The 21,924-nt window shown below is 73.9% G+C and carries 25 protein-coding genes; 7 read left to right on the forward strand and 18 right to left on the reverse strand.

Annotated elements, in window-relative coordinates:
- Window positions 1–79: 79 nt before the first annotated feature.
- A complete protein-coding gene (locus O2W15_RS01095) occupies window positions 80–604 on the reverse strand; it encodes an AAA family ATPase (RefSeq protein ID WP_269178036.1) in 525 nt (174 codons plus the stop codon).
- A gap of 195 nt (window positions 605–799) precedes the next feature.
- On the opposite strand from O2W15_RS01095, the gene O2W15_RS01100 reads away from it, so the two are divergent.
- Window positions 800–1,180, forward strand: a complete 381-nt coding sequence (locus O2W15_RS01100; protein ID WP_269178037.1) for a VOC family protein — start codon at window positions 800–802, stop codon at window positions 1,178–1,180.
- Between the two features lie 10 nt (window positions 1,181–1,190).
- Here O2W15_RS01100 and O2W15_RS01105 read toward each other — a convergent pair whose 3' ends face one another.
- The 7 genes from O2W15_RS01105 to O2W15_RS01135 form a co-directional block, all read right to left on the reverse strand.
- Window positions 1,191–2,147: a DNA polymerase domain-containing protein gene (locus tag O2W15_RS01105; RefSeq protein WP_269178038.1), complete on the reverse strand. Its 957-nt coding sequence runs from the start codon at window positions 2,145–2,147 to the stop codon at window positions 1,191–1,193.
- A gap of 54 nt (window positions 2,148–2,201) precedes the next feature.
- Window positions 2,202–2,942 carry an MBL fold metallo-hydrolase gene (locus O2W15_RS01110; protein WP_269161783.1) on the reverse strand — a complete coding sequence of 247 codons (741 nt, stop codon included), beginning with the start codon at window positions 2,940–2,942 and terminating at the stop codon, window positions 2,202–2,204.
- Window positions 2,939–3,766 (reverse strand): glutamate racemase, encoded by an 828-nt coding sequence (gene murI / locus O2W15_RS01115; protein ID WP_269161782.1) that lies wholly within the window; start codon window positions 3,764–3,766, stop codon window positions 2,939–2,941. The genes O2W15_RS01110 and murI overlap by 4 nt, the downstream gene beginning before the upstream one ends.
- 78 nt (window positions 3,767–3,844) lie before the next feature.
- Window positions 3,845–4,498: an HAD-IA family hydrolase gene (locus O2W15_RS01120; RefSeq protein ID WP_269161781.1), complete on the reverse strand. Its 654-nt coding sequence runs from the start codon at window positions 4,496–4,498 to the stop codon at window positions 3,845–3,847.
- Window positions 4,489–5,439 carry a PLP-dependent cysteine synthase family protein gene (locus O2W15_RS01125; RefSeq protein ID WP_036333447.1) on the reverse strand — a complete coding sequence of 317 codons (951 nt, stop codon included), beginning with the start codon at window positions 5,437–5,439 and terminating at the stop codon, window positions 4,489–4,491. Before O2W15_RS01125 ends, O2W15_RS01120 begins: the two co-directional genes overlap by 10 nt.
- Window positions 5,440–5,483: 44 nt before the next feature.
- Window positions 5,484–5,762, reverse strand: coding sequence for a MoaD/ThiS family protein (locus O2W15_RS01130; protein WP_269161780.1), 279 nt, complete (start codon window positions 5,760–5,762; stop codon window positions 5,484–5,486).
- A gap of 118 nt (window positions 5,763–5,880) precedes the next feature.
- Window positions 5,881–6,354, reverse strand: coding sequence for a M67 family metallopeptidase (locus tag O2W15_RS01135; RefSeq protein ID WP_269161779.1), 474 nt, complete (start codon window positions 6,352–6,354; stop codon window positions 5,881–5,883).
- Between the two features lie 122 nt (window positions 6,355–6,476).
- Between O2W15_RS01135 and O2W15_RS01140 the strand changes: the two genes are divergently transcribed.
- Window positions 6,477–6,830, forward strand: coding sequence for a hypothetical protein (locus tag O2W15_RS01140; protein WP_269178039.1), 354 nt, complete (start codon window positions 6,477–6,479; stop codon window positions 6,828–6,830).
- On the opposite strand, the gene O2W15_RS01145 is transcribed toward O2W15_RS01140, so the two are convergent.
- Complete coding sequence (locus tag O2W15_RS01145; protein ID WP_269161777.1) at window positions 6,769–7,281, reverse strand: DUF2017 family protein; 513 nt, start codon at window positions 7,279–7,281, stop codon at window positions 6,769–6,771. The two genes, O2W15_RS01140 and O2W15_RS01145, sit on opposite strands and share 62 nt — an antisense overlap.
- A complete protein-coding gene (gene clpS / locus O2W15_RS01150) occupies window positions 7,278–7,574 on the reverse strand; it encodes an ATP-dependent Clp protease adapter ClpS (RefSeq protein ID WP_036333437.1) in 297 nt (98 codons plus the stop codon). The genes O2W15_RS01145 and clpS overlap by 4 nt, the downstream gene beginning before the upstream one ends.
- 62 nt (window positions 7,575–7,636) lie before the next feature.
- Between clpS and O2W15_RS01155 the strand changes: the two genes are divergently transcribed.
- Together O2W15_RS01155 and O2W15_RS01160 are read left to right on the forward strand one after the other, a co-directional pair.
- Window positions 7,637–8,932, forward strand: a complete 1,296-nt coding sequence (locus O2W15_RS01155; RefSeq protein ID WP_269178040.1) for a nicotinate phosphoribosyltransferase — start codon at window positions 7,637–7,639, stop codon at window positions 8,930–8,932.
- Between the two features lie 48 nt (window positions 8,933–8,980).
- Window positions 8,981–9,541 (forward strand): isochorismatase family protein, encoded by a 561-nt coding sequence (locus O2W15_RS01160; RefSeq protein ID WP_269161775.1) that lies wholly within the window; start codon window positions 8,981–8,983, stop codon window positions 9,539–9,541.
- Window positions 9,542–9,653: 112 nt separating this feature from the next.
- On the opposite strand, the gene serB is transcribed toward O2W15_RS01160, so the two are convergent.
- A complete protein-coding gene (serB, locus tag O2W15_RS01165; protein WP_269178041.1) occupies window positions 9,654–10,904 on the reverse strand; it encodes a phosphoserine phosphatase SerB in 1,251 nt (416 codons plus the stop codon).
- 133 nt (window positions 10,905–11,037) lie between these two features.
- Complete coding sequence (gene ctaD, locus O2W15_RS01170; RefSeq protein ID WP_269161773.1) at window positions 11,038–12,798, reverse strand: aa3-type cytochrome oxidase subunit I; 1,761 nt, start codon at window positions 12,796–12,798, stop codon at window positions 11,038–11,040.
- A gap of 276 nt (window positions 12,799–13,074) precedes the next feature.
- On the opposite strand from ctaD, the gene O2W15_RS01175 reads away from it, so the two are divergent.
- Complete coding sequence (locus O2W15_RS01175; RefSeq protein ID WP_241175772.1) at window positions 13,075–13,350, forward strand: GlsB/YeaQ/YmgE family stress response membrane protein; 276 nt, start codon at window positions 13,075–13,077, stop codon at window positions 13,348–13,350.
- A 101-nt stretch (window positions 13,351–13,451) separates the two neighbouring features.
- On the opposite strand, the gene O2W15_RS01180 is transcribed toward O2W15_RS01175, so the two are convergent.
- From O2W15_RS01180 to O2W15_RS01195, 4 genes are all read right to left on the reverse strand, one after another.
- Window positions 13,452–14,300, reverse strand: a complete 849-nt coding sequence (locus O2W15_RS01180; protein ID WP_269178042.1) for a putative RNA methyltransferase — start codon at window positions 14,298–14,300, stop codon at window positions 13,452–13,454.
- Window positions 14,297–14,815: a metallophosphoesterase family protein gene (locus tag O2W15_RS01185; RefSeq protein ID WP_269178043.1), complete on the reverse strand. Its 519-nt coding sequence runs from the start codon at window positions 14,813–14,815 to the stop codon at window positions 14,297–14,299. The genes O2W15_RS01180 and O2W15_RS01185 overlap by 4 nt, the downstream gene beginning before the upstream one ends.
- 32 nt (window positions 14,816–14,847) lie before the next feature.
- Entirely contained in the window at window positions 14,848–15,771 is a 924-nt protein-coding gene (locus tag O2W15_RS01190) for a cation diffusion facilitator family transporter (protein WP_269161770.1), read from the reverse strand.
- 74 nt (window positions 15,772–15,845) lie between these two features.
- A complete protein-coding gene (locus tag O2W15_RS01195; RefSeq protein ID WP_269178044.1) occupies window positions 15,846–16,928 on the reverse strand; it encodes a M23 family metallopeptidase in 1,083 nt (360 codons plus the stop codon).
- 276 nt (window positions 16,929–17,204) lie between these two features.
- Between O2W15_RS01195 and O2W15_RS01200 the strand changes: the two genes are divergently transcribed.
- Together O2W15_RS01200 and O2W15_RS01205 are read left to right on the forward strand one after the other, a co-directional pair.
- Window positions 17,205–18,386 (forward strand): zinc-dependent alcohol dehydrogenase, encoded by a 1,182-nt coding sequence (locus O2W15_RS01200; RefSeq protein ID WP_269161768.1) that lies wholly within the window; start codon window positions 17,205–17,207, stop codon window positions 18,384–18,386.
- A 192-nt stretch (window positions 18,387–18,578) separates the two neighbouring features.
- Window positions 18,579–19,847, forward strand: coding sequence for an MFS transporter (locus O2W15_RS01205; protein WP_269178045.1), 1,269 nt, complete (start codon window positions 18,579–18,581; stop codon window positions 19,845–19,847).
- A gap of 31 nt (window positions 19,848–19,878) precedes the next feature.
- On the opposite strand, the gene O2W15_RS01210 is transcribed toward O2W15_RS01205, so the two are convergent.
- Together O2W15_RS01210 and O2W15_RS01215 are read right to left on the reverse strand one after the other, a co-directional pair.
- Window positions 19,879–21,498: an ABC-F family ATP-binding cassette domain-containing protein gene (locus tag O2W15_RS01210; protein WP_269178046.1), complete on the reverse strand. Its 1,620-nt coding sequence runs from the start codon at window positions 21,496–21,498 to the stop codon at window positions 19,879–19,881.
- 63 nt (window positions 21,499–21,561) lie between these two features.
- A complete protein-coding gene (locus O2W15_RS01215) occupies window positions 21,562–21,771 on the reverse strand; it encodes a hypothetical protein (protein ID WP_269178047.1) in 210 nt (69 codons plus the stop codon).
- Window positions 21,772–21,924 lie beyond the last annotated feature (153 nt).

The following is a 21,924-nucleotide window of genomic DNA, read 5'->3' on the forward strand; positions in this document are numbered from 1 at the left end:
CATGATCGCCGGGCTCGCGCCCCGGTCGCCGGGCTCGTCCTGCAGGGCGAGCCCGGCCACTGCACCGGGAGCCCGGCGATCACCGCGCGGCGGGCAACGCGCCCGACACCTCGTCGGCCACCTGCTCGACCGTCCTGGCTGTGGTGTCCACGACCAGGTCGGCCGCCGAGACCAGCCACGGCCGGGCGGCCTCGTACGCAGGAACGCGCTCGAGCCGCCACGATCGTGCGCCCGGCTCAGCCGCATCGGTGCGGATCCGGCGGGACAGCTCGTCATCGGCGACGTCGAGCAGGACGTGTCGCACCTCGACCCCACGGGCAGCCAGCCCGGCGAACACCTCACCGGCGTACTGCTCCTGGAGCAGCGTCATCGGTGCCAGCACCAGACGGCGACCTGCATCGTCCAGCACTGCGCCCGTTGCGACGACGAGCTCTCGCCACTCCGCCAGGTCCTGGAAGTCCCCGGTCGGGACCGGCAGGGACCGCCGCAGCAGGTACCCGACCAGCTCGGGGTCGTACGGCACCATTTCCGGCCGGCGGCGGTGCAGCTCTGCCGCGACCGAGGACTTCCCGACACCGAACGCCCCGTGCAGCCAGAGGATCACCGCGCCACCGTACGAGCCCGACTGCGCCCACCCGCCCGGTCAGGCTCGCCACGTCCCCGGCCTCGGCTGGCACGCCGGGCCGCACGGCCAACCGGGGTCCGACGGAAGGAGCCGTCCGGTGCTGCCAGGCCAGTCGGAGGTCGGCTCCGACCTGGCACACGTGACCGGTCGGAGCCGGCGTGCCAGGATCGCCCGGTGCTCTCCCTCGGTCAGGTGGTCCTCGGGGTGACCGACGTCCAGCGCGCCGCGGAGTTCTGGCGGCGCGCCCTCGGCCACGAACTGCTCGAGGGCGGCTTCGGCGGCTGCGCCACCGTCCTGGCCCCACCCGGTGGTGCCCCTGGCACCCGACTGGCCCTGCAGATCAGCGTCACACCGGCGCCGGCCCACCCGCGGTCGCACCTCGACCTGCACGTCGCCGACCGGGCTGAGCAGACGGCCGAGGTCGACCGCCTCGTCGGACTGGGCGCCCAGCGGGTCGACTGGGACGGCTACCCGGACGACCCGGACTTCGTGGTCCTCGCCGACCCCGACGGCAACCTCTTCTGCGTCGTCGACCTGGGCCATCCGGCCCGCTGAGGCCACCCGCTCACGACCCGCTCTCAGCCGCTTTCGCGCGGGCGCGCCGCTTGCCCTCGTGCATCGCGGCCACCCGGGCGACCGGGATGGTGTGCCCCTCGGCGACCAGATCGGCGGGCAACTGCTGCGGCTCGGGCAGCGCCGCCGCCCACGGGTCGCCGTCCCCGATCCGCTCCCGCGCGGTGCGCACGGTGACGTCCCCCGGCCGGACGTCGTCCAGCTCCTCCCAGCCCACCGGCGCCGAGACCGGCAGACCGGGCCGCACCCGCGGGCTGTAGGCCGCCGCCACCGTGCCCCGGCCCGAACGGGTCGAGTCGACGAACACGCGGCCACCCCGCTCGGCCACCACGTAGGCGGTGGTCGCCAGCTCGGGGTCGAGGCGCTCGGCCCGGGCCGCCAGGGCGCGGGTGGCGGCGGCGACGTCCTCGGCCGGTGAGCCGTGCACCGGGACGACGACGTGCACCCCCGTCGACCCGCTCGTCTTCACCGCCGCCGTCAGGCCGGCCTCGGCGAGCGCGCGGCGGCACAGCCGGGCCGTGCGCACGACCACGTCGAACGGCGCACCGTCGGGCGGGTCGAGGTCGAGCACCAGCCCGGTCGGCTGCTCCTCCCCCACCCGGCTGAACGGCACGTGGTACTCCACGGCCCGCTGGTTGGCCAGCCACAGCAGGGTGCGGCGGTCCTCGACCAGCACCTGGTGCACCTCGCGGTGGGCCCGGTCGGACCAGGTGGCCACCGTCCGCACCCACTCCGGCGCGCCCTTGGGCACGTCGCGCTGGATGAACGGAGCCGCTCCGGGCCGCACCCGCTTGATGGTCAGCGGCCGCCCGGCGAGCAGCGGGACGAGCCGGTCGGCGAAGGCGTCGAGGTGGTCGACCAGGTCGCGCTTGGTCACCTCGAGCCCGTCGCCCAGCGGGGAGTCCAGGCTGCTCAGCCGGACGCCGTCCCGTTCTTCGCTGGTGGCCACCCGGTCACCGTGCCGGGCGCCGCCCCGTGGGGCAACCGGTCAGGCCGCCCGTCCTCAGATGTCGTGGACGGCGGCGTGCCGGGCGAGCTCGGCGGCCGGGAAGACCGATCGCGCGTCGGCCAGCTGCGCCTCGGCGTCGACCCAGGCGGGCACGTGCGTGACGAGCAGCCGGCCGACCCCGGCCGCAGCGGCGTGCTCCCCGGCCTGCCGACCGGTCAGGTGCAGCCCCGGGGGCAGGTCGGGGACGTCGGGGTAGGCGGCCTCGGCCAGCAGCACGTCCGCCCCCCGGGCCAGCTCGACGACGGCGTCCGACGGGCCGGTGTCACCGGTGTAGACCAGCGACCGGCCACCGGCGGTCAACCGCACGGCGTAGCACTCGACCGGGTGGGCCGTCCGCACCGTCCGCACCTGGAACGGCCCGATCGACCAACTGCCGGGGCCGACCGCGGTGACGTCGAAGACGTCGTCGATCGGCCCGCCGTCGGCGTCGTAGGCGGCGGCCAGCCGGCGGTCGGCGCCGACCGGTGCGTACAGCGGCACGGCACGACCGTCGGAGCGGCCCGAGTAGCGGTGCCACACGATGAAGGGCGCGGCGTCCAGGCAGTGGTCGGCGTGCAGGTGGCTGAGGTAGACGGCGTCGACCCGACCGGGGTCGATGAGCCCCTGCAGGGCGCCGAAGGACCCGTTGCCCAGGTCCAGCAGCAACGCGAACTCCTCGTGCTCCACCAGGTAGCACGAGGCGGGCGAGGACGGGCCCGGTGCGCTGCCGGAGCAGCCGACGACGGTCAGCCTCACTCCCCGGCCTCCGCACCCGCACGCAGGACGGCGTCGACCTCGGGGCCCAGGAACCGCCGGCCGAGCCGGGCGAAGGGCTCGGGGTCGCCGGTGGCCAGGAACCGGTGCACCGGCGGGGGGCCCTCGGGGTCGCGCAGCAGGTCGGTACGGGTCAGCACCCGGTACACGTCCTTGGCCGTCTCCTCCGCGCTGGACACCAGCGTGACCTCCTCGCCCAGCACCAGCGACAGCACACCGGTGAGCAACGGATAGTGCGTGCAGCCGAGCACGACGGTGTCGACCCCGGCTCCCAGCAGCGGGTCGAGGTAGGACTGCGCCAGCCCGACGAGCTGCCGGCCGCTGGTGATCCCGCGCTCGACGAAGTCGACGAAGCTGGGGCAGGCGGCGCTGGTGACGCTCAGCTGGGGGGCGGCGGCGAAGGCGTCCTCGTACGCGCCGCTCCGGACGGTGGCCTGGGTGGCGATGACGCCCACCCGCCCGTTCCGCGTCGCGGCGGTCGCCCGGCGGACCGCGGGGAGCACCACCTCCACCACCGGGACGTCGTAGCGCTCCCGGGCGTCGCCCAGGCAGGCGGCGCTGGCGGAGTTGCAGGCGATGACGAGCATCTTGACGCCGTCGGCGACCAGCTGGTCCATGGCCGCGAGCGAGTGCCGGCGGACGTCGGCGATCGGCCGGGGACCGTACGGGCTGTGCGCGGTGTCGCCGAGGTAGCGGATCGCCTCGTGCGGCAGCTGGTCGAGGACGGCGCGGGCCACGGTGAGCCCACCGACCCCGGAGTCGAAGATCCCGATGGGGGCGTCGGCTCCCGATGTCGCAGTGCTCATGTCGGCAGCCAGGCTAACGGCCCGGTCGGACATCCCCTCGTGGCCGGGCCGAGACGGTGGTCACGCCCCGACGGTCGGTCAGGGACGACGCAGCAGCGCCGCGTCCGGGAGCAGCAGCCCGTCCCCGGTCCAGCGGGCGCCGGTCAGGTCCTGGACGACGGCGGTCGCGTCGCTGGCCAGCGCCGTCCGGCCGATGCCGAGCACGGTGGCGCCGGCCGCCAGCCCCGCGCTCACCCCGCTCGGACTGTCCTCGAGCACGATCACCTCACCCGGGGGGACGCCGAGCCGGGTCGCCCCGGTCAGGTACGGCTCGGGGTGGGGCTTGCCCGCGACGACGTCCTCGGCGGTCACCACGACCTCGGGCACCGGGACACCGGCGGCCCGCAGCCGCGCGGTGGCCAGCTCGCGGACGCCGGAGGTCACCACGGCCCAGGGGACGTCGTCGAGCTGCGCGATGAGGTCCAGGACGCCGGGGACGGCGATCGTGCCGGCGACGTCCTCCAGCTCGTAGCGGGTGATCAGGGCGACCGACCGCTCGACGTCCTCGGGCTTGACGAACACCGCCACCGTGTCGGCAGCCCGGCGGCCGGGCACCGCCGCCATGACCTCGGCCGGGTCCAGCCCGGAGTCGACCGCCCAGCGCGACCAGGAGCGCACCACACTGGGCTCGGAGTCGACCAGCACCCCGTCGTTGTCGAACAACAGCCCCCGCGCCGGCAGGATCAGGCCCACAGCTGGCCTTCCAGAGCGGCGCTGGCCTCCTCGAGCGTGCCGGCGTAGGCCCCGGTGGAGAGGTACTTCCACCCGCCGTCGCACACGATGAAGACGATGTCGGCCTTGCGGCCGGCCGCGACCTCCTTGTCGGCGACGCCGAGGGCCGCGTGCAGGATCGCCCCGGTCGAGATGCCGGCGAAGATGCCCTCGCGCTCGACGAGCTGCCGGGTGCGGTGGATCGCGTCGTCCGGCCCGACGGAGAACCGGGAGTCCAGCAGGTCGGCGTCGTAGAGCTCGGGGATGAACCCCTCGTCGATGTTGCGCAGGCCGTAGACCAGTTCGCCGTAGCGCGGCTCGGCGGCGATCACCTGGACGTCGGGCTTCTTCTCCCGCAGGTACCGGGAGACGCCCATCAGCGTGCCGGTGGTGCCCAGCCCCGCCACGAAGTGGGTGATCGAGGGCATGTCGGCCAGGATCTCCGGACCGGTGCCGGTGTAGTGCGCCTCGGCGTTGGCCGGGTTGCCGTACTGGTAGAGCATCACCCAGTCGTCGTGCTCGGCGGCCAGCCCCTTGGCGACGGCGACGGCCTGGTTGCTGCCCCCGGCGGCCGGGGAGCTGATGATCCGCGCGCCGTACATCTCCAGCAGCTGACGCCGCTCGATCGAGGTGTTCTCCGGCATCACGCAGATCAGCTGGTAGCCGCGCTGCCGGGCGACCATGGCCAGCGAGATGCCGGTGTTGCCGCTGGTGGGCTCCAGGATCGTGCTGCCCGGCTGCAGCCGCCCCTCCTTCTCCGCCGCCTCGATCATGGCGATGGCGGCGCGGTCCTTGATCGAACCGGTGGGGTTGTGGTCCTCGAGCTTGGCCCACAGCCGGACGTCGGGGGTGGGCGACAGCGCCGGCAGCCCCACCAGCGGGGTGTTGCCGAGCGAGTCGACGAGGGAGGCGAAGCGGGCCATGGCGGGTCTCCTGGAGTCGCGGTACCGGGCGGGGAGGCTCCGGGTCAGCAGCCGCCGGCGACGGCGGGGAGGATCGTGACCGAGTCGCCGTCCTTGACGGAGGTGTCGAGCGCACCGGTGAAGCGCACGTCCTCGTCGTTGACGTAGACGTTCACGAAGCGGTGCAGCTTGCCCTCGTCGGTGACCAGACGGCCCTTGATGCCGGGGTGCTGGCTGTCGATGTCGTCGACCAGCGCGCCGAGCGTGTCGCCGCTCCCCTGGACGGTCTTGTTGCCGCCGGTGTGGGTGCGCAGGATGGTCGGGATGCGGACCTCGATGGCCATGGGGGAACTCCTTCTCGCGGGGTGACGGGGGGTCGCGCGCAAGGCGCGCGGGAACGACTGCTCGGGGGAACGCCGGTGCGCGGCCGGCGATTCCGCCGGCCGCGGGGTGAGCTGGCGCTCAGTCGTAGACGACGGTGGTCGGCGAGTGGCCGAACAGGTAGGACTCGACGACCTCGACGTCCTCCTCGCGCACCTCGCCGTCGACGATCCGGAAGCTGCGGAACTCGACCTCGTCGCCGGCCAGGCCGGTCCGGGCGCCGTGCTCGCGGGTGGAGACCAGCACGTAGTGCGCCTCGGGCTCGGAGGCGTAGCTGATGTCGGTGCGCGAGGGGTGGGCCTCGGTGGCGGTGTGCGAGTGGTAGATGACCACGGGCACCTCGTCCCGGTCGTCCATGTCGCGGTACAGCTTCAGCAGGTCGGCGCTGTCGAACTCGTAGAACGTCGGCGAGCGGGCCGCGTTGAGCATCGGGATGAAGCGCTCGGGCCGGTCACTGCCCTCGGGGCCGGCGACGACGCCACAGGCCTCGTCCGGGTGGTCTTCCCGGGCGTGGGCCACGATGGCGTCGTAGGTCGCGCGGTCGATGCGCAGCACACCACCAGTCTAGGCAGCGCCGCCGGCCGGCGTCCTCCCCGCCCCGGGCGGCCGCCGGAACGGGTGACCGGCGGAGGAACGGATTGCGTCGCAGACGTGTCCGACCGATAACGTCGCCGACCGTGGTGATCGAGGTTCTCATGGTGCTCGGCGTCGTCCTGGTCGCGCTGCCGGCCCTGGCCATCGGATCGGCCCGGCTGTTGCACCGCAGTGGCCGCGCCACGGACGAGCGGACCGACCGGGTCGAACTGGTGCTGGTGGTGCTCGGCCGGCTCATCGGGCTGGTGCTGCTGGCCGGCCTGTCCGGCATCACCCTGCTGTCCTGCATCGGGGCGCTCGTGCAGGACGTGACGGTGCACAGCCTGGTCTACGTGTTCTTCGTCGCCGACCTGCTCGTCGCCATCCTGGTGCTGCTCACCGTCGGTCGCCTCGACCGGCGGCCAAGGCGTCGATCAACGACCCCTGCACGGCGGTGAGCCAGTAGTAGACGGCCAGCTGCGAGTTCTCGTCGTCGGCCCCCTCGCCCGCGGCGTCGATCTCCGGGGGCTCGGTCTCCGCGGTGATGCCCAGCCGGGTGCCCATCGCCAACCGGAGGTCGTTGGTGGTGCGCAGCCAGGCACGCGCCTGCTCGGCGTCCAGCCGCACCTCGCCGCCGTCGGGCGGCACGGTCGCCCGGACCATCGCCAGGTCGTCGGCCTTGCCGCTGCGCAGCCCGGCCTCGGTGAGGTCGCGGTACTCGGCGGCCAGCTGCGGGTCGCTGGCGTGACCGCTGGGCAGCAGCCGCTCCAGCACCGGGTCACCACCGGAGTCGGCCGGGTCGGCGGCCAGCAGCTGCTCCAGCTGGTCCAGCAACAGGCCCACGATGTCGGCCTCGGCGTCGACCAGCCGGGCCACCAGCTCGTCGCCCTTGCGGCGGAACGGCTTCATGCGTCCCGCTGGTACGTGGCCCACAGGCCGTAGGCGTGCAGCCGGTTGGTGTCGTGCTCCATCCGCTCCCGCGGGCCGGAGCTGACGATGGCCTTGCCCTCGTTGTGCACCTGCAGCATGAGCTCCGTCGCGGTCGCCTCGTCGTACCCGAACAGCTCCTGGAGCACGAAGGTCACGTAGGTCATCAGGTTGACCGGGTCGTCCCAGACGACGGTGACCCAGGGGCGGTCGAGGGCGGACTCCTCCCCCGTCGACGTCTCCGACACCCGTTCGGGCGCGAGCGGTCCGGCCACGTGAGCACTCTAGGACGACCGCCTCCCGCGACGCAGTCGGTGGGCACCTATCGTGCTGCTCCATGCCGCAGAGCCCGCCGCTCAGCCCCGCGATGTTCACCGACCGCTACGAGCTGACGATGCTGGCCGCCGCTCTGGCCGACGGCACCGCCGACCGGGACTGCGTCTTCGAGGTGTTCGCCCGCCGGCTGCCGCACGGCCGGCGGTACGGGGTGCTCGCCGGCACCGGCCGGTTCCTGGAGGCGCTGGCCGACTTCCGCTTCGGGGACGCCGAGCTGGACGCGCTCCGGCAGCAGGGCGTGGACGACCCACGACTGCTGGAGCACCTGGCCGGCTTCCGGTTCACCGGGGACGTCGACGGCTACGCCGAGGGCGACCTCTACTTCCCCGGGTCCCCGGTGCTGACCGTGCGGGCCCCGTTCGGCCAGGCGGTCCTGCTGGAGACCCTGGTCCTGTCGATCCTCAACCACGACAGCGCCATCGCCGCGGCCGGCGCCCGGATGGTCGGCGCCGCCTGTGGCCGCCCGTGCATCGAGATGGGCTCCCGGCGCACGCACGAGGAGGCCGCCGTCGCCGCGGCGCGGGCCGCGGCCTTGGTCGGCTTCTCGGCCACGTCGAACCTGGCCGCCGGCGCGCGCTACGGCATCGCCACGACCGGCACCAGCGCCCACGCGTTCACCCTGCTGCACGACGACGAGGCGGCGGCGTTCCGCGCGCAGCTGGACACCCTCGGCGTCGGGACGACGCTGCTGGTCGACACCTACGACACCGAGCAGGGCATCCGGACGGCGGTCGAGGTGGCCGGCCCGGAGCTCGGCGCCGTCCGGCTGGACTCCGGTGACCTCGCCATCGAGGCGACCCGCGCCCGCGAGCTGCTGGACTCCCTGGGCGCGACGGACACCCGGGTCATCGTCACCAGCGACCTCGACGAGTACGCGATCGCCGCGCTGGCGGCCGCCCCGGTCGACGGCTACGGGGTGGGCACCTCACTGGTGACCGGCTCCGGCTCGCCCACCGTCGGGATGGTCTACAAGCTCGTGGCCCGGGACGGGGTGCCGGTGGCCAAGAACTCCGTGGGCAAGCGCTCGGTGGGCGGCCGCAAGCACGCCGTCCGGCGGCACGACGCCGACGGGACGGCGACCGCCGAGGTGGTGAGCGCGGCACCCGTCCCCGCCCGGGAGCACGACCGTGACCTGATCCGGCCGCTGGTCCGCGGGGGCGAGCTCGTCGACCCCCGCTCCCCCGCCGAGTCCCTGGCCGCTGCCCGGGACCTGCACGTCCAGGCGCGCAGCGCCCTGCCGACCGAGGCGTGGTCGCTGTCCCGGGGCGAGCCGGCGATCGACACCGTCACCGGGTAGCCGAGGGCCCCGCCCCTGCGGAGGTCCTCGCCGGGGCAGGATGGGGTCATGACCCGGGCCCTGGTGATCGTGGACGTGCAGAACGACTTCTGCGAGGGCGGGAGCCTCGCCGTCGACGGCGGCACCGCCGTCGCCCGGGCGATCAGCGCCCACGCCGCCGCGACCGACTACGCGCACGTCGTCGCCACCCGGGACCACCACGTCGACCCGGGCGGCCACTTCGCCGAGCAGCCCGACTACCTGGAGACCTGGCCCGCGCACTGCGTCGTCGGCACGTCCGGGGTCGAGCTGCACTCCGACCTGGACCGGCGACCGATCGAGGCGGTCTTCGACAAGGGCGAGTACGAAGCCGCCTACTCCGGCTTCGAGGGCTCCTTCGACGGGCAGCCGCTGGCCGACTGGCTGCGGGCCCACGGGGTCGACGCGATCGACGTCGTTGGCATCGCCACCGACCACTGCGTCCGGGCCACCGCGCTGGACGGGGTCGGCGCCGGGTTCGCCACCCGGGTGCTGCTGGAGCTCACCGCCGGCGTCTCACCGGCCACCACCGAGGCGGCCCTGGAGCAGCTCCGCACCGCCGGCGTGGAGCTCATCACATCGTCGTCCTGACGGACGACACCGCGGTCAGCAGCCGTGCCCGACTCGCGTGGAGCCGCTGAGCTGCCTCCTCGGGGAGGCCTCCGGCCTCCCGTCGTCGCCAGTCCCCAGTGCTGACTGGCGTTCAGCTGGCGTCCAGCACCTCGTCGCGGGTGAACCCGAGGACCTGCAGGACGGCGTCGAGGTAGGGCTGGTTCAACGCGGCGTGCGCCTGGTCGCGCACGAACGGCTTGGCGTTGAAGGCGATGCCCAGCCCGGCCGCGTTGAGCATGTCGAGGTCGTTGGCGCCGTCGCCCACGGCGACCGTCTGGTCCAGCGGGACGCCGTGCTGCGCGGCGAAGCGGGCCAGCGCCCGGGCCTTGCCCGCCCGGTCGACGACCTCGCCGACGAGCCCACCGGTCAGCCGGCCGTCGGCCACCTCGAGGGTGTTCGCGGCGGCGAAGTCCAGCCCGAGCTCGGCGGCCAGCGGATCGGTGATCTGGGTGAACCCGCCGCTGACGATGCCGCAGCGGAACCCCAGCCGCTGCAGGGTGCGGATCAGGGTGCGGGCGCCCGGGGTGAGGACCAGGTGCGCGCGGACCTCCTCCAGCACACCCACCGGCAGCCCGGCCAGCACCGCCACCCGCGCCCGGAGGGACTCCTCGAAGTCGAGCTCGCCGTTCATCGCCGCCGCGGTGATCCGGGCGACCTCGGCGGCCCGGCCGGCCCGGGCGGCCAGCTCGTCGATCACCTCGCCGCGCACCAGGGTGGAGTCGACGTCCAGCACGATCAGCCGCTTGCCGCGCCGGGCCAGCCCGACCTGCTCCACGGCGATGTCGGTGCCCGTCTCGGCGGCGACCGTGGCCAGCGCCGTCCGCAGCTCGGTGGAGGCGGCACCGGAGACGGTCAGCTCGAAGCTGGTGACCGGGTAGTCCGACAGCCGGCGGATCGCCTCGATGTTGCCGCCCACCCCGGCGATGGCGCGCGCGGCGCCGGCGACGGCAGCGGGCGGGACGGGGCGACCGAGCACGACGACGTGGTGGCGGGCGGTGCGCTCCTGCCGGGCGCTGCCGGCCGCGGTGGGCTGGACGCTCACCGCGACGCCGGTCCGGGACGCCACCTCGGCGACGGTGGCGCGCAGTCGGTCGGCCAGGGACCCGACGGAGGCGCTCTCCGGGCTCCCGACGACGACACCCAGCACCAGCTGGCCGTGCACCACCACCTGTTCGACGTCGAGGACCTCGACCGGGTGCGGGCCGAGCTCGGCCAGCGCGGCGAACAGCGCCGCGGTCACCCCCGGCCGGTCGCTGCCGGTCACGGTCAGCAGAGCACCGTCCGACGTCGGCGGTGCAGCAGTCGGGTCGGTCGGCGCTGGGGCGGCGGCGCGGTCGGTCACGCGGTCATCGTGCCGGACCGGTGATCGCCCCCCGACCGCACCCTGCCCGACGGTCCCCGGCCCCGGACGCACGGACGCCCCGTCAGCCGATCGGCTGACGGGGCGTCCGTGCGTCCCTCTCAGAGGGCCTTGCTCAGGTCGGGTCCTTGTCGTCGGCTCCCTGGCGGGCGCCGCCGGTGAGACCGGCCTCGCTGGCGTAGGGCTGGTGCCCCTTGCCGGCGTGCGCCTCCATCTCCAGGCGGTCCCGCAGGTGCGGGTAGTGCAGCTCGAACGCGGGGCGCTCCGACCGGATCCGGGGGATCTCCACGAAGTTGTGCCGCGGCGGAGGCGACGAGGTCGCCCACTCCAGCGAGTTGCCGTGACCCCAGGGGTCGTCGCGCAGCGCCAGCCGGCCGTGCTTCCACGACTTCACGACGTTGTAGACGAACGGGATCACCGAGGCACCCAGGACGAACGACCCGATGGTGGAGATCGTGTGCATCGTGGTGAAGGAGCCGCCGCCGTCGGTCGCGAGGTAGTCGGCGTACCGGCGCGGCATGCCCGCGTTGCCCAGCCAGTGCTGGATGAGGAACGTGGCGTGGAAGCCGATGAAGGTCAGCCAGAAGTGCAGCTTGCCGATCTTCTCGTCCATCATCCGGCCGCACATCTTCGGGAACCAGAAGTACAGACCGGCGTAGGCGGCGAACACCACGGTGCCGAAGACGACGTAGTGGAAGTGGGCCACGACGAAGTAGCTGTCGTTGACGTGCCAGTCCAGCGGCGGGCTGGCCAGCAGGACACCGGTCAGACCACCGAGCAGGAAGGTGATGAGGAAGCCGATCGAGAACAGCATCGGCGTCTCGAAGGTGATCTGGCCGCGCCACATCGTGCCGATCCAGTTGAAGAACTTGATCCCGGTCGGAACCGCGATCAGGTACGTCAGGAAGGCGAAGAAGGGCAGCAGCACCGCGCCGGTGGCGAACATGTGGTGCGCCCAGACCGCCAGCGACAAGGCGGTGATCGCGATGAGCGCGAAGACCATGCCCTTGTAGCCGAACAGCGGCTTGCGGCTGAAGACCGGGATGACCTCGCTGATGATGCCGAAGAACGGCAACGCGATGATGTAGACCTCTGGATGCCCGAAGAACCAGAACAGGTGCTGCCACAGCAACGGCCCGCCGTTCTCCGGCGAGTAGACCTGCGCACCGAGGTGCCGGTCGGCCAGCAGCGCGAACAGCGCGGCGGTCAGGATCGGGAAGGCGAGCAGGATCAGGATGCTGGTGACCAGCGATGCCCAGGTGAAGATGGACATCCGGAACATCGTCAGGCCCGGCGCCCGCAGGCAGACGATCGTGGCGATGAAGTTGACGCCACCGAGGATCGTGCCGAGACCACTGACCGCCAGGCCCGCGATCCACAGGTCGGCACCGGCGCCGGGGCTGTGCACACCGGTCGACAGCGGCACGTAGGCGTACCAGCCGAAGTCGGCGGCGCCACCCGGGGTCAGGAAGCCGGAGACGGCGATCGAGGACCCGAAGAAGAACAGCCAGAAGGAGAAGGCGTTCAGTCGCGGGAAGGCGACGTCGGGCGCGCCCAGCTGCAGCGGCATGATCAGGTTCGCGAAGGCGAAGAACATCGGCGTCGCGAAGAACAGCAGCATCACCGTGCCGTGCATGGTGACCAGCTGGTTGTACTGCTCGGGCGAGAGGAACTGAAGCTCCGGGCGGGCCAGCTCACCGCGCATCAGCAGCGCCATGAAGCCACCGACGAAGAACCAGATGAACGACACCGTCGTGTACATCAGGCCGATGGTCTTGTGGTCGGTGGTGCGCAGCAGACCGAGGAGCCGCGATCCCTTCTCGGCCTCGTGCGCCGGGCTCGGCCGGCTCACGATCGGGGCGGGTGCGATCGTCACGGTCGGAGCTTAGACCGTCACGTCACGGCCGACGCGGCGGGAGCAGGAGTCGGTGCGGCGCGTCCCGGCGCACTCCCCCGGGGGCCCGGTCCGGCGCCGGCGGAAGTGCAGGTGGGCGCGGTACGGAGGGCTGTCGGGGGGGGGGGCCCGGGCGCACGCCCGACAGGCGATGCGACGGCTCGGGGAGTTTGGTCACGTCCGGGCGTGGGCATCGATGATCTTGCGCTGGACGGCCCAGCGCGAGACGGCTCGACCGTCGTGCACCGGAGGTCGCCCGTGGACATCGGTGGGATCCTCTTGACCGTCCTGATCGGCTTCGTCGCCGGTCTGATCGCCCGCGCCGTGGTCCCCGGCAAGCAGGACCTCGGCCTCGTCGCCACCCTCGTGCTCGGCCTCATCGGCTCGGTGGTGGGCAACCTCGTGTTCAGCCTCGTCCAGGGTGACGGGCTGGAGTTCGACCTCGGCGGCTGGTGGGCGTCGATCCTGGGCGCGATCCTCGTGCTGGCGGTCTACGTCGCCGCCACCGGCAAGCAGCGTCGCGTCACCCGCTGACCCGCCCGCCCCGCAGCGGACACCAGCAGGCTCCCCGAGGGCCCGGCCGCAGGGCCGGGCCCTCGGCACGTCCGGGCCCTGCTCAGATCTGGGCCACGCGCTCAGCCGCGCGTCCAGCTGCCGACGTCGACCGCCACCGTGACCGCGACCGGCTCCGGCAGCGTGGACACCCGGGCGGCCAGCTCCCCCGCCGCGAGGTGCCGGGCGTGCGGCCCCATCCCGACGAGCGTGCGCACCGCGAGGTGGTCCAGCTCCAGCACCGATCGATGGCCCGCCGTCCCGGCCGGACGCAGGTGCGGCTCGAGGGTGGCGGCCAGCCGGTCGGCCTTCGCCGGGTCGACGTGCAGCAGCCCCAGCGGGCCGACGAGCTCGGCCAGGTGGTCCGCGGCCGGGGTGACGACGACCAACCGGCCGGCCGGGGTCAGCACCCGGGCGGTCTCCGCACCGTTGCGCGGGGCGAAGACGACGAGCACCCGGTCGACGGACCCGTCCCGGACCGGCCAGCGCGCCCAGGAGTCGGCCACCACGGCCATCGCGCGGGGGTGGGCGCGGGCGGCCCGGCGGGCGGCGTAGCGGGAGGCGTCGAACACCACCCCGACGGCGGCGGGGGCCCGGTCCAGCACGCCGGCGAGGTGCGCTCCGGTGCCGCCGCCCGAGTCGAGCAGCGTCCGCGGCGGCGGCCCGGCGAGGGCGGCGTCGGCGAGGGCCGCGGTGATGCCGGCGTAGTGGCCGGCGGCCAGGAAGTCCGCCCGGTCCCCCACCATCGCCGCGGAGTCGCCCTCGTGCGGGCTGCCGCCCGGCGGGAGGAGCGTGACGTGGCCCTGCCGCGCCCGGTCGAAGGCGTGCCCGGCGGTGCACCGGAGACCGGCCGGGTCAGCGGCGAGCTGCTGGCGGCAGACCGGGCACGCGAGCAGTGCGACCGCGGCCGGGAGGAGCGGGGGTGGGCTCACCGGCGCGGCGGTCGCACGGGCAGCCGGTGCAGCACCACGTCCCGCAGCTGCCCGGCATCGGCCGTGGCCGTGAGGTACGTGGCGAACGGCTGGCGGCGCCGGTCGGTGGGCGACCCGGGGTTGAGCAGCCGCAGACCGGTGGGTGCGGTGGTGTCCCAGGGGATGTGGCTGTGCCCGAACACCAGGACGTCGACGTCCGGGAAGGCGGCCGCGCACCGCTGCTCCCGGCCCTTCGCGTCCCCGGTCTCGTGCACCACCGCGAACCGGACGCCGTCCAGCTCGACCCGGGAGACCTCCGGGAGCCGGTCCCGCAGCACCCCGTGGTCGTTGTTGCCGTACACCCCCACCAGGCGCCGCGACCGCCGCTCCAGCTCGTCGAGCAGGGCCACGTCCACCCAGTCGCCGGCGTGCACCACGACGTCGGCCGCCGCGATCTGCTGCCACAGCGGATCGGGCAGGTCACGGGCCCGCTTGGGCACGTGGGTGTCGGCGGTGATCACCAGGGAGACGGGCACGGGGGCATCGTCCCAGTCCGCCTCCGGACCACTCAGTCGTGGACGGGCGCCTCGTGGTTCCGGTGCCCGGGCGACTCGAGCTGGAAGGTGCAGTGCTCCAGGTCGAAGTGGTCGCCCAGGCAGCTGCAGAGTGCATCGAGCACCCGGCCGCCGTGCCCGTCGGCCAGCGCCTCGTCACTGACGACGACGTGCGCGGAGAGCACCGGCAGACCCGAGGTGATGGTCCAGGCGTGCAGGTCGTGCACGTCCAGGACGCCGGGGACGCCGAGCACGTGGTCGCGGACCTGCGCCAGGTCGACCCCCTTGGGAGCCGCCTCCAGCAGCACGTCCAGCGCCTCCCGCAGCAGCGACCAGGCGCGGGGCAGAACCAGCGCGCCGACCGCGAGGGAGGCGACGACGTCGGCCCCGGTCCAGCCGGTCGTGGCGATGACGACGGCGGCGACGATCACGGCGACGGAGCCCAGCGCGTCACCGACCACCTCGAGGTAGGCGCCTCGGGTGTTCAGCGACTCGCGCTGGCCGGAGTGGAGCAGGGCGAGCGAGCCGACGTTGACCGCCAGCCCGACGAGGGCCACGCCCAGCATCCAGCCGGAGTCGATGTCGGGTGGGTCGCCGATCCGGCGGACCGCCTCGACAACGACGTACCCGCCGACGACGAGCAGGAGCAGACCGTTGCCGACGGCGGCGAGGACCTCCATGCGCTGCCAGCCGAAGGTGCGCCGGCCGCGGGCGGGGCGCTGGGCGAGGGTGACCGCACCGAGGGCCATGCCGATGCCCAGCGCATCGGTGGCCATGTGGGCGGCGTCGGCGAGGAGGGCCAGTGAGCCCGAGATCAGCGCGCCGACCAGCTCCAGGACGAAGACCGAGCCGGTGAGGACCAGGACGACGGCCAGCCGGCCGCGGTGCCCGGCGGCCGTGGTGCCGGAGCCGTGCCCCGCACCGTGGTCGTGACCCATCGCCGTCCCCTCCGTCGCCCCGCGTCCTGACATGCACGATGCCGCATGTCAGCCCGGAACGCCAGGCACGTTCCTCAGATCGCGACGCCGCGCTCGCGCAACCACGGGAGCGGGTCGATCCGGGGCCCGTCGAGGCCGCCGGCGTGCACCTCGAAGTGCAGGTGCGGCCCGGTGGACTGCCCCTCGTTGCCCAGCAGCGCGATGGTGTCGCCCGCCCGCACGGTCTGCCCCTCCTCGACCAGGATCTCCTGCATGTGGCCGTAGACCGAGACGTCGCCGTTCGCGTGCTGGACGTAGACCGCCAGCCCGAAGCCACTGGCCGCGCCGGCGCGGAGGACGACGCCGTCCATCACCGCGTACTCGGGGGTGCCCAACGGCGCGGCGAAGTCGATGCCCGCGTGCAGCGTGCCCCAGCGCGAACCGAACTGGCTGGTGAGCCGCCCTTGCACGGGCAGCACGGCCTTGGGCCGGGCCGCCTCGGCAGCGGCCGCCGCGGCAGCCTCGGCCGCGACGCGGTCCGCCTCGGCCTGCACCTGGGCGGCGGCGGCCTCGGCGTCCTCGCGCTGGGCGCGGGTGACGGCCAGCTCCTGCAGGCGGGCGGCGGCCTCCTCGCCGGTGAGCGCGGGCTGCTCCGCCCGGACCATGCCCAGCTCCTCGGCGACGCTGACCGGCTCGTCGGCCGCCGCCCGGGCGACCGGGGACGGTGCGCCGGCGGCGGTGAGCCCGAGCCCGACCACCCCGAGGATCGCCGCGGCCACGAACAGCGCCGGGCGGCCGGACGGGACCGTCAACCGGCGGCGGGAGCTCGTCGCGACCTCGGCGGCCGGTGCGGCATCGGCCGGCAGCGAGGTGCCGGCCGGCCCGAGCGGCCAGGCGTCGACCAGCACCGGGTCGGCACCCTCGACCGGGAGCGGCCACTGCGCCGCCCCGGTGACCGGCGAGGCGCCGGCCGGGACGGGGCAGGCGACCGACGCGGTGTGGGTCGAGGCGGCACCGAGGAGGCGGCGCGGACGACGGACGGCCCGGCGGAAAGGCAGCACGGAGGCGAGCACCTCGGGGCGGTCGGACGGCGGGGTGGTGGCGGCGGACCCGCCAGCGGTGCCGGCCGAGAGCACCGTCCCCTCGTCGTCGAGCCGGGCGAGGTGTTGCGGTTCCATGCACCTGTCTTTCCGTCGGGGGCCATTCGGGCGGCGCCCATGTAAACACGCCGTGACCGGTTCGTGATGTGGACGGCCGGGTAAGCACACCCGGTCAAGTGGTCGACGTCACAACAAGTAGTGCCAAACGGGCACCCTCTGTCACGTCATCACTGCGCGCGGGTCAGGAATCGAACGCGCCGTGATGGGTAGGGGCGAGGAACGTCACGCCCCGGTGAACGGCCTGCTGACCCCGTCGCGGCCGTCCGGGGCACCCCAGACCCGAGGAGCACCCCCATGCGCGCAGTGACCTGGCACGGCCGGGACGACGTCCGGGTGGACACCGTCCCGGATCCGGAGATCAAGGACCCCACGGACGTGATCGTGCAGGTCACCTCCAGCGGGATCTGCGGCTCGGACCTCCACCTGATCGAGGTCATGGCGCCGTTCATGACCGTCGGCGACGTGCTCGGCCACGAGCCGATGGGCATCGTCCGCGAGGTCGGTCCCGCGGTCACCGAGCTCAAGGCAGGCGACCGCGTCGTCGTCCCGTTCAACATCTCCTGCGGCACCTGCTGGATGTGCAACCAGGGGCTGCAGAGCCAGTGCGAGACGACGCAGAACCGGGAGCAGGGCTTCGGCGCCTCGCTGTTCGGTTACACCAAGCTCTACGGCCAGGTGCCCGGCGGCCAGGCCGAGTACCTGCGGGTGCCCTTCGGCAACACCCTGCCGATCAAGGTGCCCGAGGGCCCGGCCGACGACCGCTTCGTCTACCTCTCCGACGTGCTGCCCACCGCCTGGCAGGCCGTGCAGTACGCCGGCGTCGTCCCCGGCGGGTCGGTGCTGGTGCTGGGTCTCGGCCCGATCGGCGACATGGCCACCCGGATCGCCAAGCACCTCGGTGCGGCCCAGGTGCTCGCGTCCGACGTCGTGCCCGAGCGGCTGGCCCGGGCCCGCGCCAACGGGATCGACGTCCTGGACTCCACCGACCAGGCCGACGTCGTCGCCTGGGTGCGGGACAAGACCGACGGCCGCGGCCCGGACGCCGTCATCGACGCCGTCGGCATGGAGGCGCACGGCTCCCCCGGCGCGAAGTTCGCGCAGAAGGCCAGCGCCCTGGTGCCCGACGCCATCATGGAGAAGGTCATGACGGTGGCCGGCATCGACCGGATGGCCGCGCTCAACACCGCGATCGAGGCGGTGCGCCGCGGCGGCACCATCTCGCTGTCCGGCGTCTACGGCGGGGCGACCGACCCGATGCCGCTCATGCGGATGTTCGACAAGCAGATCGAGCTGCGGATGGGCCAGGCGAACGTGTGGCGCTGGGTGCCCGACATCCTCCCGCTGCTCACCGACGCCGACCCGCTCGGCGTCGACGACTTCGCCACCCACCACGTGCCGCTGGAGCAGGCGTCGCAGGCCTACGAGACCTTCCGGCAGAAGCAGGACGGCGCGGTGAAGGTGCTGCTCCAGCCCTGATCCACCCCGCTCCGGCCGACGGGCCGCGCACCGGTCCAGCACCGGTGCGCGGCCCGTCGCACGCGGCCGGGTCGAGCGACGTGACCAGTCTCATGCTCGGCGCAGGCAGGGTCCGGGGCCCTCCTGCCCTTGGCTGGAGGAGGCCCCGACGTCCGGGCCGCCACCCTCCGCAGTCCACCGAGGAGTCCCGACTTGCCCCGCGCCCTGATCGCGCTCGCCATCGGTGCCTTCGGCATCGGCACCACCGAGTTCGTGGTGATGGGGATGCTCCCCCAGATCGCCGAGGGGCTGGACGTCTCGGTCTCCGCCGTCGGGCTGCTCATCTCCGCCTACGCCATCGGCGTGGTGATCGGCGCCCCGACGCTGACCGCCCTCGGGGTGCGCTTCACCCCGCGACAGACGCTGGTCGCGCTGATGGTGCTGTTCACGATCGGCAACCTGCTGTCCGCGCTGGCCCCCGACTACGGCACGCTCGTGGCCGCCCGGGTGTTCGCCGCGCTGGCGCACGGGTCGTTCTTCGGCGTGGGGGCGGTGGCCGCCCGCCGGCTGGTGCCCAAGGAGAAGGCCACGCAGGCGATCTCGCTGATGATCACCGGGTTGACGCTGGCCAACGTCGTGGGCGTGCCGCTGGGCACCTTCGTCGCCCAGCAGCTGAGCTGGCGGGTGGTCTTCGCCGGGGTCGCCGTCATCGGGCTGGTCACCATCGCCGGGCTGCTCGCCTGGATGCCCGGCGTCGCCGGTGAGCCCACCGACCTGCGCAGCGAGCTGGGCGCCTTCCGCCGGCCCGGCGTGTGGCTGGTGCTCGGGCTGACCATGGTCGGGTTCGCCGCGCTGTTCGCCGTCTACAGCTACGTCAGCCCGATCCTCACCGAGCTCACCGGCCTGTCCGAGGGCTGGGTCACCCCGGTGCTGGCGCTCTTCGGCGTCGGCACCACCGTGGGCACGCTGATCGGCGGCCGGCTCGGTGACCGGTGGGGGCTCTCCTTCGTCGCCGTCGGCCTGGTCGCCACCGCCGCTGCGCTGGCGCTCTTCGCGCTCGTCGTCGACACCGCGGTGCTCGCCGTCCCAGTGCTCGTGCTCTTCGGGACGCTGGCCTTCGCGCTCGGCCCGGTGGTGCAGAACCGGGTCATCGAGGCCGCCCGGGTCCCCGGCGGGAGCCTGGTGTCCGCGGCGAACCAGGCCGCGTTCAACCTGGCGAACGCGCTGGGCGCTGCTCTCGGCGCCGGCGTGCTGTCGGCCGGGCTGGGCTACACCGCTCCGATCTGGGTGGGCGCCGGCCTCGCACTCGCCGGCACCGGGATCGCGGTGGTGGCGGTGCGCGGCGACCGCGCGGACCGGGCCGCGCTGGCCGCGGAGGCCCGGGTCGCCGAGGGCGCCGCGCGGGTGGACGCCGACGTCGCCGTCTGGCAGCGGGTGCTCTCCCCCATCGCCGTCCCCGAGGTCCCGTTCGTCGTCCGCTGACGGCGTCCCCGCCCCCGCGGGGCGGACGGCCTCAGCGGGCGCGCTGGACCCGGCCCTCGTCGAACACCGGCTCGGGCACCTCGCGCACGTGCCCGTCGGCGCCGAAGAGCAGGAAGCGGTCGAAGGTGCGGGCGAACCAGCGGTCGTGGGTCACCGCGACCACGGCGCCGTCGAAGGCGTCCAGCGCCTCCTCCAGCGACTCGGCCGACAGCACGTCGAGGTTGTCGGTCGGCTCGTCGAGCAGCAGCAGGGTGGCACCGGAGAGCTCGAGCAGGAGCACCTGGAACCGGGCCTGCTGACCACCGGAGAGCGACCGGAACAGCTGGTCACCGGACGGGGCCAGCCCGTACCGGCGCAGCGCCGCCATCGCCCGCCCGCGGTCGACGCCCGGCCGCCCCGGCTCGCCGTGCCACAGCAGGTCGACCAGCGTGCGGTCCAGCCACTCGGGATGGGCGTGGGTCTGGGCGAAGAACCCGGGGACGACGCGCGCCCCGAGCCGCCAGTCACCGGTGTGCGCGACGTCCTGGCCGGCCAGCAGCCGCAGGAAGTGCGACTTGCCGGCCCCGTTGGAGCCCAGGACGGCGACCCGGTCGCCGTACTCGACCTCCACGTCGAAGGGGCGCATCAGGCCGGACAACTCGAGCTGCTCGGCCATCACCACCCGCACCCCCGTCCGGCCACCGCGCAGCCGCATGGTCACGTGCTGGTCCGGTGGCCGCTCCGGCGGCGGCCCGGCGGCCTCGTACTTCGCCAGCCGGGTCTGCATGGCGTGGTAGCGGGCGGCCATGTCCGGGGAGTTCTTCGCCTGCTGCTGCAGCGTGCGCACCAGGTCGACCAGCCGCTCGTGCTCCTCGTCCCAGCGCTTGCGCAGCTCGGCCATCCGGTCGTGCCGGGCGGTGCGCGCCGCGGGATAGGTCGCCCAGTTGCCGCCGTGCACCCACGCCGTCCCGCCCTCGACGGTGACCACCCGGTCGGCGACCCGGGCCAGCAGCTCCCGGTCGTGGCTGACGAACAGCACCGTCTTGCGGGTCTCGATCAGCCGCTCCTCCAGCCACCGCTTGCCGGGGACGTCGAGGTAGTTGTCCGGCTCGTCGAGCAGCAGCACCTGGTCGGGGCCGCGCAGCAGGCACTCCAGGGCCAGCCGCTTCTGCTCACCGCCGGAGAGCGTGTTCAGCTCGCGGTACTTGCAGCCGTCGTAGGGCACGCCCAGCGCGGCGACCGTGACGGTGTCCCAGGTGACCTCGACGTCGTACCCGCCGACGTCGCCCCAGTGGGCCAGCGCGTTGGCGTAGGCCATCTGGGTGGGCTCGTCGTCGTCCTCCATCATCCGCAGCTCGGCGTCCTCGACGGCGTGCCAGGCCTCCCGGACGGCGGGTGGGGCGAGGTCGACGAGGAAGCGCTGGACGGTCGTGTCGTCGCGCACCGAGCCGATGAACTGGCGCATGACGCCCAACCCGCCGATGAGGGCCACCGAACCGGCGTCCGGCGTCAGGTCGCCGCTGATGATCCGGAGCATCGTGGTCTTGCCGGCGCCGTTCTCCCCGACCAGCGCGGCGCAGGCGCCCTCTCCGATCCGGAAGGCGACGTCGTCGAGGAGCACCCGCCCGTCCGGCAGGGTGAACCGGATCCCCGTGACGTCGACGTAGCCCATGCCGCCATCATCCGCCGACGGCGCCACCGGGTTCCCGGCGGTCAGTCCACCTCCGTCCGGAGGTCAGTCCACCGGTGCCCGGAGGCGATGCCGGGCCAGCCGCTCGACCAGCTCGGGCAACGCCCCGGCGGGGGCGCCGCTGAGCTGCTGCCGGCACTCCTGCACCACCGGCCGGACCACCTGAGGCCGCTGCCCGAGCTCCTCGGCCAGCCGGTCGACGGCCAGGTCGACGGCCAGGTCGGGTCCGACGGTGTGCAGCGCGGCCAACGGCATCGTGGGCCCTCCGGTGCTCGTGCCCCGCGTGCCGCTGACCGGCCCGTCCCCCGGGGTGTTGCTCCGGCACCACGCTCCCCCGTCCCCCGCGCACCCACCAGGGACCTAGGACCCCGTCCGGACCCCGCACGGAGACGGCAGCATCGGGGCAGG

It is taken from the genome of Modestobacter sp. VKM Ac-2979, assembly GCF_026967995.1.
In the GTDB taxonomy this organism is placed as follows: domain Bacteria; phylum Actinomycetota; class Actinomycetes; order Mycobacteriales; family Geodermatophilaceae; genus Modestobacter.